The organism is Streptomyces sp. BYX5S (assembly GCF_054724165.1).
Map to the genome: position 1 here is coordinate 6,106,104 of NZ_CM138829.1, position 12,977 is coordinate 6,119,080.

11 protein-coding genes are annotated in these 12,977 nt (G+C 72.3%); 3 read left to right on the plus strand and 8 right to left on the minus strand.

Annotation, left to right across the window (positions count from 1 at the left end; all coding sequences use genetic code 11):
• Window positions 1–191 precede the first annotated feature (191 nt).
• Both hemQ and hemG read right to left on the minus strand, forming a co-directional pair.
• Window positions 192–923 (minus strand): hydrogen peroxide-dependent heme synthase, encoded by a 732-nt coding sequence (gene hemQ / locus ACYBSK_RS27620; RefSeq protein WP_457479955.1) that lies wholly within the window; start codon window positions 921–923, stop codon window positions 192–194.
• Between the two features lie 4 nt (window positions 924–927).
• Window positions 928–2,421 (minus strand): protoporphyrinogen oxidase, encoded by a 1,494-nt coding sequence (gene hemG, locus ACYBSK_RS27625; RefSeq protein ID WP_457479956.1) that lies wholly within the window; start codon window positions 2,419–2,421, stop codon window positions 928–930.
• A gap of 153 nt (window positions 2,422–2,574) precedes the next feature.
• Between hemG and ACYBSK_RS27630 the strand changes: the two genes are divergently transcribed.
• Entirely contained in the window at window positions 2,575–3,522 is a 948-nt protein-coding gene (locus ACYBSK_RS27630; RefSeq protein ID WP_460243750.1) for a DUF4349 domain-containing protein, read from the plus strand.
• A 55-nt stretch (window positions 3,523–3,577) separates the two neighbouring features.
• Window positions 3,578–4,969 carry an FAD-dependent oxidoreductase gene (locus ACYBSK_RS27635; protein WP_460243751.1) on the plus strand — a complete coding sequence of 464 codons (1,392 nt, stop codon included), beginning with the start codon at window positions 3,578–3,580 and terminating at the stop codon, window positions 4,967–4,969.
• Between the two features lie 143 nt (window positions 4,970–5,112).
• Here the strand turns inward: ACYBSK_RS27635 and ACYBSK_RS27640 are convergent, their stop codons facing one another.
• From ACYBSK_RS27640 to hemE, 6 genes are all read right to left on the minus strand, one after another.
• Window positions 5,113–5,583 carry a ribose-5-phosphate isomerase gene (locus ACYBSK_RS27640; RefSeq protein WP_457479959.1) on the minus strand — a complete coding sequence of 157 codons (471 nt, stop codon included), beginning with the start codon at window positions 5,581–5,583 and terminating at the stop codon, window positions 5,113–5,115.
• Window positions 5,580–7,313 carry a dihydroxyacetone kinase family protein gene (locus tag ACYBSK_RS27645; RefSeq protein ID WP_460243752.1) on the minus strand — a complete coding sequence of 578 codons (1,734 nt, stop codon included), beginning with the start codon at window positions 7,311–7,313 and terminating at the stop codon, window positions 5,580–5,582. Before ACYBSK_RS27645 ends, ACYBSK_RS27640 begins: the two co-directional genes overlap by 4 nt.
• Before the next feature lie 58 nt (window positions 7,314–7,371).
• Complete coding sequence (locus tag ACYBSK_RS27650) at window positions 7,372–8,712, minus strand: MFS transporter (RefSeq protein WP_460243753.1); 1,341 nt, start codon at window positions 8,710–8,712, stop codon at window positions 7,372–7,374.
• Window positions 8,709–9,824, minus strand: coding sequence for an alcohol dehydrogenase catalytic domain-containing protein (locus ACYBSK_RS27655; protein WP_460243754.1), 1,116 nt, complete (start codon window positions 9,822–9,824; stop codon window positions 8,709–8,711). Before ACYBSK_RS27655 ends, ACYBSK_RS27650 begins: the two co-directional genes overlap by 4 nt.
• A gap of 90 nt (window positions 9,825–9,914) precedes the next feature.
• Window positions 9,915–10,733, minus strand: a complete 819-nt coding sequence (locus ACYBSK_RS27660) for a DeoR/GlpR family DNA-binding transcription regulator (RefSeq protein WP_460243755.1) — start codon at window positions 10,731–10,733, stop codon at window positions 9,915–9,917.
• A 313-nt stretch (window positions 10,734–11,046) separates the two neighbouring features.
• Entirely contained in the window at window positions 11,047–12,126 is a 1,080-nt protein-coding gene (gene hemE, locus ACYBSK_RS27665; RefSeq protein WP_460243756.1) for a uroporphyrinogen decarboxylase, read from the minus strand.
• A 111-nt stretch (window positions 12,127–12,237) separates the two neighbouring features.
• On the opposite strand from hemE, the gene ACYBSK_RS27670 reads away from it, so the two are divergent.
• Window positions 12,238–12,963: a DUF3000 domain-containing protein gene (locus tag ACYBSK_RS27670; RefSeq protein WP_457479965.1), complete on the plus strand. Its 726-nt coding sequence runs from the start codon at window positions 12,238–12,240 to the stop codon at window positions 12,961–12,963.
• Window positions 12,964–12,977: the final 14 nt, after the last annotated feature.

Sequence of the window (12,977 nt, forward strand, 5' to 3'; positions counted from 1 at the left end):
CCCTCCGGGCGGCGATTGAGGCCACCACGGCTCCGCCCACCAAGCCCGGCCGCCTCCCCCAAGCCCGGCCGGCGATTGAGGCCACCACGGCTTCCGTGGCGGGGCCTCGGGGCTCTGCCCCGGACCCCGCTGCTCAATCGCCGCAGGGGCTTGATCGGCTCACCCACCCGCAGGGGGCGGGACGCGGACGCTCAGGCCAGGCCGGCCACCAGATCCGGGACGGACTTGCGGCGGCCCGTGTAGAAGGGGACCTCCTCACGGACGTGACGCCGCGCCTCGGAGGCCCGCAGGTGACGCATGAGGTCGACGATGCGGTACAGCTCGTCGGCCTCGAACGCGAGGATCCACTCGTAGTCGCCGAGGGAGAAGGACGCGACCGTGTTGGCCCGCACGTCCGGGTAGCCACGCGCCATCTTGCCGTGATCGGCGAGCATCTTGCGGCGCTCGTCGTCGGGCAGCAGGTACCAGTCGTAGGACCGCACGAACGGGTACACCGACACGTAGTCGCGCGGCGTCTCGTCGGCGAGGAACGCCGGGATGTGCGAGCGGTTGAACTCGGCGGGCCGGTGCAGCGCCATGTTCGACCAGACCGGCTCCAGGGCACGGCCCAGCTTCGTGCGGCGGAAGAGGTTGTAGGCCTCCTGCAACTGGTCCGCCGTCTCGGCGTGCCACCAGATCATGAGGTCGGCGTCGGCGCGCAGACCGGACACGTCGTACGTACCGCGGACGGTGACGTCCTTCGCGGCGAGCTGGTCGAACAGCTCCTGGACCTCGTCGGCGTACCCGGCGCGGTCCTCCGGCAGCACGTCCTTCAGCTTGAAGACGGACCACAGGGTGTAGCGGATGGTCTCGTTGAGATCCTTCGCCAGCTTGCCCTTGTTCGGTACGCGCGCGGCGTCGGTGTTGGGGGTGTCGTCGCTCATGTCCTCATTCTCCTGCTCCCCCGTGCATGCTCTGCACCGGGTCGGCCTTCAGCTCGTCGAGGGCGGCGGTGTCACCGCCGAGCATGTCCACGGCGGCGTACGCACCGGCGATGCACGCCGGGATGCCGACGCCGTCGTACGCGGCTCCGCACACGGCGAGGCCCGGTACGGCGGCGATGTGCTCGCGGATCCGCTCGACGCGGGCGGCGTGCCCGACGGGGTACTGGGGCAGCCCGTCCTTCCAGCGCGTGACGTGCGCGTCGACGGGCGCGGCGGTCAGCCCGGTGGCCTCGCGCAGGTCCTGGCGGGACAGGTCGACGAGGTCGTTGTCGTCGCGGGCGAGGTCCTTCTCGTCGCCGTACCGGCCGACCGAGGTGCGCACGACCATCAGGTCCGGGTTCCGCTCGGCGATCCAGCCCCACTTGCGGGACGCGAACGTCGCGGCCTTGATCGTGTGGCCGTCGACCGGCGGGACGAGGAAACCGCTGCCCTCGGGGAGGTCCGCTTCCGCCTTCCGGAACGCCATCGTGATCAGCGCCATCGACGCGTACTCGATGCGGCGCAGCTCCTGGGACGCCATCGGGGACGCGGTGCGCAGCAGGCTCGCGGCGGCGGGGGCGGGCAGCGCGACGATCACCTGGTCGGCCTCGAAGGCCCGGCCGGACTCGGTGCCGAGCCGCCAGAGCCCGTCACGGGTGGTGAGGGACGTGGCGCGCTCGCCGAGCAGGATCTCGCCGCCCTTGGCGGTCACGGCGTCGGCGACGGCCCCCGGCAACGTGCCGATGCCGCCGTCGATGCCCATGAACACCGGGCCCGTCTGCTGGTTGGCCGCCGCGCGCTCCTGGATGGCGCGGACCGCCTCCGTCAGCGACACATGACGCCCCGCCTCCGCGAACAGCTGCGGCACGGCGCTGCGCATCGAGATCAGGTCGGCGTCGCCCGCGTACACGCCGCCGAGGAGCGGTTCGACGAGCCGGTCGACGACCTCGCGGCCGAGGCGCGCGGCGACGTACCGGCCGACGGAGACGTCCTCGCCGAGGTGGGTGGGCGGCAGGTGGTCGTCGCGGCGGATGCGGCGCAGGCCCTCGTCGGACAGCACCCCGGCGAGCGCGTCGGCGGTGCCGGGCACGCCCATGACGTGGCCCTTCGGCATCGGGCGCAGGGCGCCGCGGGTCCAGATCGAGGCCGTCGCCGTGCTGGGCGGCTGCAACCGGTCGCCGAGGCCCACCTCGCGGGCGAGGCCGACCGCCTCGGGGCGGCGGGCCAGCATCGACTCGGCGCCGAGGTCGACGCGGGCCCCGGCGATCTCGCCCGCGCGCAGCTTGCCGCCGAGCCGTTCGTCCGCCTCCAGAACGGTCACCTGGGCCCGGCCGTCCCCGTCGAGCAGCCGGTGGGCGGCCGCGAGGCCCGCGATGCCGCCGCCGACGACGAGCACCTTCCGGCCCCGCCGGTCCCGCCTGTCCCGTCCCGTTTTCGTCACAGTGTCCGCTTCACGCATGCCCCCACTTTGTCAGAACGTCAGCGCCGAGTTGACGCGTGCGGACGTGTCCCGACCGTGACCCGTTCGGGACCGCTCGGCAACCACCGTCTTGGCGCCTCGCGCGTCGAAGGAAGCGTCCGACGACCGTCACGACCTTCGGGGGTTGCGCCGATGCGCTCCACGCACTCCACACCGGGCACGACACCACGCACCGGGCCACGCCTGATGGCGCTGCTGGCGGCGGCACTGTTCGCGATGGCGCTCGCGCTGACGGGTTGCTCGGGGACGGGCGACGACGGGAGCAACAAGGGGTACAGCGACTCCGACGGCAAGGGCGGCGGCGCGGCAGGCGCCAAGTCCGGTGCCTCCGGCTCCGCCGGTCAGCAGGCCAAGAAGCCGGCGAACCCCGCCGGCGTCCACATCATCCGCACCGCGCACCTGTCGGTGCGGGTCAAGGACGTCCCCGACGCCCTCGACAAGGCGCGCAGCGCCGCCGAGGACGCGGGCGGCATGGTCGGCGACGAGACGACCGACCGCGACGGCGACGGCCACGAGCGCTCCCGCGTGACGCTGCGGGTTCCGCAGGAGTCGTACGAGCGGGTCCTCGACGAACTCGCGGGCAGCGGGCGCCTGTTGCAGCGCAACGTGACCGCGAAGGACGTCACGCAGCAGGTCGTCGACGTCGACAGCCGCGTCAAGTCGCAGCGGGCGAGTGTGGCGCGGGTGCGTGAACTCATGGACGACGCGACGAAGTTGAGCGACGTGGTGACCCTGGAGGGTGAGCTGAGCACCCGTCAGGCGGAGCTGGAGTCGCTGCTGGCCCAGCAGGAGTCCCTGAAGGACCGCACGACCCTGGCGACCATCACCCTGCGCCTGACCGAGGCCCCCTCGTCCCCGTCGGGCGACGACGATCCCACGTTCACCTCCGCGCTCGCCGCCGGCTGGAACGCGTTCGTCACGGCCCTGAAGTGGATCGCCATCACCCTGGCCGCCGTCCTCCCCTTCGCCGTCCTCCTCGCCCTCCTCATCTACCTCTTCCTCCGCTTCATCCGCCCCCGCCTCTCCAGCCCCTCCACCCCTTCCAGCCCCTCCACCCCTTCCAGCCCCTCCGGCGATTGAGGAGCGGGGTCCGGGGCGGAGCCCCGCGGCCGCAACCCCGGGTTAGCGTGGCCCCATGAGCTCCGAGAACCCCGCGCGCGAGCGCCTCGTGGTCATCGGCGGCGACGCCACCGGCATGTCCGCCGCCTCCCAGGCCCGCCGCCTGCGCACCCCCGCCGACCTCGACATCATCGCCTTCGAACGCGGCCACTTCACCTCGTACTCCGCCTGCGGCATCCCCTACTGGGTCGGCGGCCAGGTCGACGACCGCGACGACCTGATCGCCCGCACCCCGGAGGAGCACCGCGCACGCGACATCGACCTCCGCACCCGCACGGAGGTCACGGAGATCGACGTGGCGGGGCGCCGTGTCCGGTCCCGCGACCTCGACAACGGCGGCACCGAGTCCTGGACCTCGTACGACAAGCTCGTGATCGCGACGGGCGCCCGCCCGCTCCGCCCCGACCTGCCCGGCATCGACGCGCCGAACGTGCACGGCGTGCAGACGCTCGGCGACGGCGAGGCGCTGCTGGAGACCCTGCGGGGGACCAAGGGGCGGCGGGCCGTGGTCGTGGGCGCCGGTTACATCGGCGTGGAGATGGCGGAGGCGCTCATCAACCGCGGTTACGAGGTGACGGTCGTGAACCGCGGCGCCGAACCCATGTCGACACTCGACGCGGACATGGGCCGCCTCGTGCACGAGGCGATGACCGGCATGGGCATCACGATGGTCGGCGACGCCGAGGTCACGAAGATCCTCACCGGTGACGACGGGCGGGCCCGCGCGGTGGCCACGCAGGACGCCGAGTATCCGGCGGACGTGGTGGTGCTGGGCATCGGGGTGCGCCCGGAGACCACCCTCGCGCGGGAGGCCGGACTGCCGCTCGGGGCGCACGGCGGGCTGCTCACGGACATGTCGATGCGGGTGCGCGGCCACGAGGACATCTGGGCGGGCGGCGACTGCGTGGAGGTCCTCGACCTGGTGTCGGGCAGCGAGCGGCACATCGCGCTCGGCACGCACGCGAACAAGCACGGCCAGATCATCGGCTCGAACGTCGGCGGGGGTTACGCGACGTTCCCCGGTGTCGTCGGGACGGCCGTCAGCAAGGTGTGCGACCTGGAGATCGCCCGAACGGGCCTGCGGGAGAGGGACGCGCGGCGGGCGGGCCTTCAGTACGTGACCGTGACCATCGAGTCGACGAGCAGGGCGGGGTACTACCCGGGGGCGGCGATGATGACGGTGAAGATGCTCGCCGAGCGGCGCACCGGGAAGTTGCTCGGTGTGCAGATCGTGGGGCGGGAGGGTGCGGGGAAGCGGGTGGATGTGGCGGCGGTGGCGTTGACGGCGGGGATGACGGTGGAGCAGATGACGGTGCTGGACCTCGGTTACGCGCCACCGTTCTCCCCCGTCTGGGACCCGGTCCTGGTGGCGGCCCGCAAGGCGGTAACAGCAGTCCGCACCACCTAGCCCCACCCGTCCGGCGAAACCCCCGGGGCTCCGCCCCGGACCCCGCTGCTCAATCGCCGCAGGGGCTTGATCGTGCCCGGACCATTTCAGCCCCTCCGGCGATTGAGGAGCGGGGTCCGGGGCAGAGCCCCGCGGCCGCAACCTCACGTCCCCGGGTCGCGCTCGTACCGGCTGAGGGCCGCCACCTTCTCCGCGGAGGAGCTCCCCGGATCGAAGCGGTACCCGAGCCACTCCGACGCCAGCTTCCGCGCCAGCTCCACCCCCACCACCCGCTGCCCCATGCACAACACCTGCGCGTTGTTGCTGAGGACCGACCGCTCCACGGAGTACGCGTCGTGCGCGGTCACCGCCCGCACCCCGGCCACCTTGTTCGCGGAGATCGCCACCCCGAGCCCCGTACCGCAGATGAGCAGCGCCCGGTCCACCCGGTCCTCGGCGACGAGCCGCGCCGCGGCCACGCCGATGTGCGGGTACGCGGTCGTGCCGTCGGCCTCGACGCCGACGTCGATGACCTCGGCCACCCGTTCGTCGGCCTCGAAGTCGGCCTTGATGCGTTCCTTGTACTCGAATCCGGCGTCGTCGCAGCCGACGACGAGACGCAGCCGGTCCGTCATGCCGTTGCCACTCCTTCCTCCTGCGTACGCGGTCCGGGCAGCCCGCCCAGCGCCGTGACGATCAGCGCCAGCGACGTCGCGCCCGCGTCGGGGGTGCCGACGCTGCGGTCGGCCAGCGGCCGGGCCCGGCCCACCTTGGGGCGCAGCTCCTTCGTCGCCCCGGCGGCCCGCGTCGCCTCCTCGGCGGCGACGCACCAGGCCGCGCGGGGTTCGGCGCCGGACTCCACGGCCCGCCGCAGCGTGTCGGCGAACGGGAGCAGCGCGTCCAGCATCGTCTTGTCGCCGGGCGCCGCCCGCCCCAGATCACGGACCGAGTCGGCGAACGCCCCTACCCCCGCGGCGAGATCCGCGGCGGCGTACGACTCGGCGCTGTCGTCGAGCGACCGCCCGAACGCTTCGAGCGCCGCGCCCCAGAGCACGCCCGAGGTACCCCCGGCATGCTCGGCCCAGGACTGGCCCGCCTGCCGCAGCAGCCACCCGGGGCCGGCCTCGCGGCTCGCGGCCTCGGCGCGTTCGGCGGCGAACCGGGCGCCGCGGACCATGCCGCGCCCGTGGTCCCCGTCTCCGGCGACGGCGTCGATGCGGCCCAGCTCGTCCTCGTGGTCGGCCATCGTGCGGTGGACGGTCGCGAGCGCCGCGCGGACGCCGTCCGCCAACTCCCGCGCCGCCATGGACGCTTGGGGGATCTCGGCAGCCCGCGGCCCGCCCTCCTCGCCATCCGCCGGGCGCAGGCCCGACAGGGGGGTGCGCGCCTTGCGGTACGCCGGGGTGTAGGCGTCGGCGCGCCACCGCGGTTCCAGTTCCTCGTCGAGCCACATGAGGGTGAGGGAGCAGCCGCCCATGTCGAGGCTGGTGACCAGCTCCCCCACCTCGGGGTCGACGATCTCGATGCCGCGCTCGCGCAGCCGGGCGGAGACCCGGCCCCAGAGCAGGAACAGCTCCTCGTACTTAGTGGCGCCGAGCCCGTTGAGGATCGCGCCCACCCGCTGCCCGGAGCCGGCCGGCGCCTCCCGGAGGATCCGCTCCACGAGCAGCGCGGCCAGTTCGTCGGCCCTCAGCATCGGCACGTCCTCGATGCCGGGCTCGCCGTGGATGCCGAGGCCGAGGCCCAGGTGCCCGTCGGGGACCTCGAAGAGCGGCTCCCCGGAGCCCGGCAGCGTACAGCCGCTGAAGGCGACGCCGAGGCTGCGCGTCGCGGCGTTGGCGGCGCGGCCGAGGCGTTCCACCTCGTCGAGGCCGAGGCCCTCGGCCGCTGCCGCGCCCATGACCTTGAAGACGGTGAAGTCGCCCGCGATGCCCCGGCGTTCGCCCTCCTTGTCGGCGGACGCCACGTCGTCGGTGACGATCACGACGCGGGTGTCGATCCCCTCGGCGCACAGCCGCTCCGCGGCGATCCGGAAGTTCAGCACGTCCCCGGCGTAGTTGCCGAAGCTGAGGACGACGCCTCTGCCCTGGTCGGCCGCCTTCGCCACCGAGTAGACCTGGGCTGCGGAGGGCGAGGTGAAGATGTTGCCCACCACCGCGCCGTCGGCCATCCCGGGACCGACCGTGCCGCAGAACGCCGGGTAGTGGCCGGAGCCGCCGCCGATGACGACGGCGACCCGCGGCCGCTCTCCGCGGTGCGCGACCACACCGCCCGGCACTCCGCGCAGCCGGTCGGCGTACAGGTCGAGGAATCCGGCCAGTTGGTCCTCGGCGAAGGTCGCCGGGTCGTCGAAGATTCTGGTCACGAGGGGACCTCCCAAAGAACTGCGGTGGTACGTCTGCGTGCGGCGGTGCCGTGCCCGGTCAGCGGGCCGTGAGGGCTCCGATGCCGGCCCGATCGGCCTCCGAACTCCCCTCGCTCTGCGGCACGTTGAGGAAGGAGACCATCACGAAGGCCGCGCCGTAGAGCACGACGAACGCCCAGACCACTCCGGCGTTGCCGAGGCCGACCGACAGCACGACGGTGACGACGGCGGAGCCGAGGAACGAGGCGCCACCGGCGGCCGTGGTGTACATGGCCATGGCCGCGCCCTTGAACTCGGCGGGCACCAGCGCCGGCATGATCGCGCCCATCGGCACGAACCCGGCGAGCAGGCAGCCGAAGACGCAGCCCGCGACGACCGACACCCAGAAGCCCCAGGTGGATCCGGCGGGCACCAGTTGCGGCACGTACCACCAGGCGAGCAGCCCGAGGGAGGAGCCGAAGACGCCGAACCACTGCACGGTGCGGCGCCAGCCCCAGCGGTCGCCGATGACGCCGAACAGGGCGTTGACGAGGATGTTCGTGGCGTAGACGAGGACGGTCATGGTGAGCCAGCGGCTCTGTCCCCAGCCCCGGTCGTCGGCGATCACTCCGGGCAGGATGATGAACATGCCGTACTGGGGCGCGGTGTTGATGAGCCGCACCAGGAAGCCCATCAGCACCTTGGGCTGACGTGCCGTCAGGCGCACGCCCGCAGAAAGGACTTCGAAGGCGGACTTGTCGGCCGGGGCCACGCGCCCGTCGCCGTGCGGCTCCTTGACGGCGAACCGGGCGATCAGGAAACCGAGGACCACGAGGGCGGTGGACGCCGCCATCGCGCCGGTCTCGCCGCCGGTCGAGCCGCCGAACGCGGGGATCATGCCGAGCGCGAACAGCGAGCCCAGCGTGGGCAGTCCGCCGGTGAACATGACGTAGAACCAGCCGACGGCGGCGCCGTTGCGCTCCTTGGGCGTGACCAGGTTGACCCACACCAGGAAGGCGAAGGCGAACAGGGGATAGCCGAAGCCGCGCAGGAAGTACGTCAGGAAGACCATCGGCATGCTGCCCGCGGCGAGGCCCGCCAGGAACAGCAGCTCGAACACGACCCATACGACGGTGCCGAGCAGCATGACGCGGCGCGGGCCCCACAGGTCGGTGAGCGCGCCGGACAGATAGCTGCCGACGAGTACGGACACGCCGTACATGGAGATGATGGTGCCGGCGGTCGCGGTGCTGCTGCCGAGGACGTGCTCGATGTGCGGGGCGATGAAGTTGGACTCGGTGCCGTTGCCGGTCATGAAGACCAGGACGGCGACGAAGCCCCAGCGCAGCGGGTGGGGTATACCCATGCGGTCGAGCCGGGTCCCGGCGGCTGTCGCCGGTCCGGTCGCCGCGGCGCTCATGCCGCCACCGCGCCGGTGCCGGCCCCCGCGTTCGGCAGGATCGAGACCTTCACGGAGGCGCCCGAGGTGTCGGCGACGAGGTCGAACGCCTTCTGGAAGTCGCTCAGCGGGAACTGGTGGGTGCAGATCTCTTCGACCGGCACCTTGCCCTCCTCCAGCAGGCGGATCGCCGCGGGCCAGCAGTGCGGGCCCAAGTGTGCGCCGCGGACGTCGAGTTCCTTGTCGTCGGAGATGATCGACCAGTCGACGGTCACGTCCGAGCCGAACACCGAGTACTCGACGTACGTGCCCAGCTTGCGCAGCAGATTGAGGCCCTGCGCGACCGCGGGTGTCGCGCCGGTGCCCTCCAGGTAGACGTCGGCCCCGTAGCCGTCGGTCAGCTCCTTGACGCGCGCGACGACGTCCTCCTTGGCGGGGTTGAGGACGATGTCGGCGCCGGTGCGGCGGCCCAGTTCGAGCTTGTTGTCGTCGAGGTCGAGCGCGATGAGCTTGAGCGGGTTCTTCTGCCGGGCGCCCGCGATCAGGCCGAGCCCGATGGGGCCGCAGCCGGCGACGACCACGACGTCCTCGAAGTGGATGTCGGCGCGCTCCACGGCGTGCAGGGCGCAGGACAGCGGCTCCGCGTACGCGGCGTGGTGCGGCTTCAGGTCGTGCGCGACCTTGTGGGCGCGGGCGTTGGGCGGCACCACCATGTACTGGGCCATGGCGCCGTGGTGGCCCCGGAAGCCGAACATGTCGTGCGGCCCGCACATCCAGTACTGACCGCGCCGACAGTAGCGGCACTCCTCGCAGGGCACGATCTGCTCGCAGGCGATCCGGTCGCCGACCCGCACGCCGTGGGCCGCGAGCGCGGCGTCGTCACCGGCAGCGACCACGCCGACGAACTCGTGACCGGGGATGATCCCGCGCTGCGCCCAGGCGGGCCGGTTCTCGTCGCCCCAGAACTTGGGGGCGCCGTGGTAGCATTTCAGGTCGCTCGCGCACACCCCGACCGCTTCGGTCCGCAACAGCAGGTCACCCGGGCCGGGAGTGGGGACGTCCACTTCCTCGAGGCGGTAGTCCTCGGGCCCGTGGACGACCACGGCCTGCATTCGCTTCGGCACACTGATCACTACTACCTCCATTGGCAGTCGGCTCTTGCGCGGATGGGGATGCGGGGTGGGAAGAGGGATGCGGGGTGGGAAGAGGGATGCGTACGAGGGTCAGGGCGCGGTCGGGCGCAGGGCGGCGACCTGCACGCTGACGCCTTCGTCGCGCAGGTGCTCCAGCTCGGGCCCCGGGATGCGGTCGTCGACGATCACGAGGTCGAAGTCCGACAGCGGCGCGACCCGGTGCAGCGCCCGCTTGCGGAACTTGGTGTGGTCGACCAGCAGGATCCGGCGCTGCGCGGCCTCCAGCAGGGCGCGCTTGACGAGGATCGCCTCCTGCGACTGGTGGTAGCAGTAGCCGTCGGTGACCGCCGAGGTCGAGATGAACACCGTGTCGGCGTGCAGCGGCTTGATGTGGTCGCAGGTCGCCATGCCCTGGAAGGCGTCGTAGTGCGGGTCGTAACTGCCGCCCAGCGAGATCAGTTCGATGCCGGGCCGTCCCGCCAGCGCGTTCACGATGGCGAGGAAGTTGGTGATGACGGTGAGCGGCCCGCGCTCGGGGAGCGCGCGGGCGACGGCGAGGGACGTGGTGCTGTCGTCCAGCAGGATCGCCTGCCCCCGGTCGACGTGCTCCAGGGCCGCGGCGGCCAGCGCCTTCTTCGCGTCGCCCTGCTGGGTCGTCCGGTAGCGGACGTTGCTCTCGAACAGCACGGACTGCTGGGCCGTGGCCGCCCCGCGCGTCTTGCGGAGCCAGCCCTCCTCGGCGAGCCGGTCCAGGTCCCGGTGGATCGTCATCACGCTGACCCCGAGCTCGCGCGCGAGGTCCTCGTTGCGGACCGATCCCAGCTCCAGCACCCGGTCACGGATGCGCTCCTGACGCGCCTGCGGGCTCAGCAACTCGGCTGCTTCATGGGGGAGTTCATCGGCGGACACAGTGCTTCCCTCCTGACCACTGCGCACCAAGCTAACAACGAACCCCTCAAACACAACACCCCTCGTGTGAGGAATGTGCTCCTCCTTGTGACGCACACACGAAAGCCCCGGACCGGAGGTTCCGGCCCGGGGCGGCGGCGATGGCGTCGAACCAGCCGCGCAGCGCGCGGTGCACCACGCCGAAGGGTGATCGGAACGCGCGACGTTCCGCCCCCTCCGGCCCGTGTTCCAGCGGACGTACCAACAGCGCTCTCTGGACGCCCCGTTCGACCCGGTGACGCGGGACCGTGGAGGCAATCCGAGGTGACGGCCGCTACTTGGCGGTCTGCGTGTGGACGAACTCCACGAGGCGGGTCAGCGCGTCCGGGTCGGTGTTCGGCGGCACGCCGTGGCCGAGGTTGAAGACGTGGCCCTCGAGTCCGGCGGCCGCGTCGAGCACCTCGCGGGCCTTCGTCTCGACGGCCTGGGGCGTGGAGAAGAGGGTGGCCGGGTCGAGGTTGCCCTGGAGCGCCTTGCCGGGCCCGACGCGGCGCGCGGCCTCGTCGAGCGGGACGCGCCAGTCGACGCCGACGACGTCCGCGCCGGCCTCGCCCATGAGCCCGAGCAGCTCGCCGGTGCCCACGCCGAAGTGGATACGGGGCACGCCGTAGCCCTCGACGGCCCGGAAGACCTTCTCCGAGGCGGGCATGACGGAGCGCCGGTAGTCGGCGGGCGCCAGCGCCCCCACCCACGAGTCGAACAGCTGCACGGCGCTGGCGCCCGCCTCGATCTGCACCCTCAGGAACGCGGAGGTGATCTCGGCGAGCCGGTCCAGCAGGTCGGCCCACAGCTGCGGGTCGCCGTACATGAGGGCCTTGGTGTGCTCGTGGCCCCGCGACGGGCCGCCCTCGATGAGGTAGCTGGCGAGGGTGAAGGGGGCGCCCGCGAAACCGATGAGCGGCTTCTCGCCGAGCTCGGCGGTGAGCAGCCCCATGGCCTCGGTGACGTACCAGACGTCCTCGGGGGTGAGGTCGCGCAGCTGCGCGAGGTCGGCGCGGGAGCGGATCGGGTTGGCGACGACCGGGCCGACGCCGGGCTTGATGTCGAGGTCGATGCCGATCGCCTTCAGCGGGACGACGATGTCGCTGAAGTAGATGGCGGCGTCGACCTTGTGCCGGCGCACCGGCTGCATGGTGATCTCGGCGACCAGGTCCGGGCGCATGCAGGAGTCCAGCATCGCGATGCCCTCGCGCACCTTGCGGTACTCGGGCAGCGAGCGGCCCGCCTGGCGCATGAACCACACCGGCGTGTGCGGCACGGGTTCGCGCCTGCACGCCTTGAGGAAGGCGGAATCCTTCGTGGCTTCGTAGGTCGCTGACGGCTGCTGGCCCGTGGCCTCGGTGTTGGCACTCACACCCGAAAGTTTCGCACGCTCGGGGACCCGTCCGTGAAGGACATGGGGAAGGGCGGCCGCGAGGGGTGTCCCTCCCCGCCCGGGGCGCTCCTTCCCCTTAACCTTCCCGGCATGGCTGCGGCTCAGGGACGACGGTCGGACGACGGTCGCGACGACCACGACGCGACAGGCGGGATGAGTGAATCGGTGCGGGAGGGGCAGAACGCTCGGGACATGAACGCTGCACAGGAGCACGACCCCACCCCGCCCGCCTTCCGAACAGCGGTCGACGCCCTGCGCTCGGCGCGGCTGCGACCGGAGATCGAGATCGACCCGACCAGGCCGCCGCAGCGCCTCGCGCCGTACTCGTACGCGCTGGAGGCCGCGGTCGTCGACGGCGACGAGGATCTGGCCGACGGCCGGCTCGTCCTGCTGCACGATCCGGCGGGTCACGACGCCTGGCACGGCACGTTCCGCCTGGTGACCCTCGTCCGCGCGGAACTCGAACCCGAGATGGCGGCCGACCCCCTCCTCCCCGACGTGTCCTGGTCGTGGCTGACGGGCGCGTTGCAGGCCCGTGGGCTGTCGTACGGGGAGCCGTCGGGCACGGTGACCCGCGCGAGTTCGCACTACTTCGGCGGGCTCGGTGACCGGCAGCCCGCCTCGCAGATCGAGATCCGCGCGTCGTGGACGCCGCGCGAGGGCTTGGGCGGCGTTCCGGACACGGCGGCGCATCTCGCGGCGTGGTGCGAGGTGCTGTGCCAGATCGCGGGTCTGCCGCCGGTGGCGGCGGGGCCGCAGGGGCAGGACGGCGCGGTGGTGACGCTGCCGCAGCGGCGGGGCCCCCAGCCTTCCTGACGCTCACCGCGTAC